This is a genomic window from Bradyrhizobium sp. PRIMUS42, from assembly GCF_023006515.1.
In the GTDB taxonomy this organism is placed as follows: Bacteria; Pseudomonadota; Alphaproteobacteria; order Rhizobiales; family Xanthobacteraceae; genus Bradyrhizobium.
Genome location: NZ_JALBGZ010001450.1, coordinates 1 through 629 on the forward strand (window position 1 = coordinate 1; position 629 = coordinate 629).

The window sequence follows — 629 nt, forward strand, 5'->3', positions numbered from 1 at the left end:
CAGATCGCGCTGGCGCGGATCTGGTCGGAGGTGCTGGGCGCGCACGGCATCGGCGCCGGCCAGATCCTGGTGACGCTGCAGGACACCGAGGAGCGCCGCCGCTATCTCAACGCGCGCTCCACCATCGGCAAGCTGCTGGAATGGCGCGCCATCCCCGTGATCAACGAGAACGACACGGTCGCCACCAACGAGATCCGCTACGGCGACAACGACCGCCTCGCCGCGCGCGTCGCCACCATGGCGAGCGCCGACTTGCTCGTGCTGCTGTCCGACATCGACGGGCTCTACGACGCCCCGCCGAAGAACAATCCGAACGCAAAGCTCATTCCGGTGGTCGAGAGCATCTCCTCGGAGATCGAGGCCGTGGCGGGAGACGCCGAGTCCGAGCTGTCGCGCGGCGGCATGCGCACCAAGGTCGAGGCCGCCAAGATCGCGACGACAGGCGGCACGCATATGCTGATCGCCTCCGGCAAGATCGAGCATCCCCTGCAGTCGATCGCCGATGGCGGCCGCTGCACCTGGTTCCTGACGCCGGCCAACCCCATCACCTCGCGAAAACGCTGGATCGCGGGCACGCTGGAGCCGAAGGGCACTCTGACGATCGATGCCGGCGCGGTGACCGCGCTGCG

At 68.4% G+C, this 629-nt stretch carries 1 protein-coding gene; it reads left to right on the forward strand.

Going from position 1 to position 629, the window contains the following annotated elements; genetic code table 11:
- A partial coding sequence (gene proB / locus MOV75_RS41000; protein WP_247008551.1) for a glutamate 5-kinase occupies window positions 1-629 on the forward strand: 629 nt, incomplete at both ends.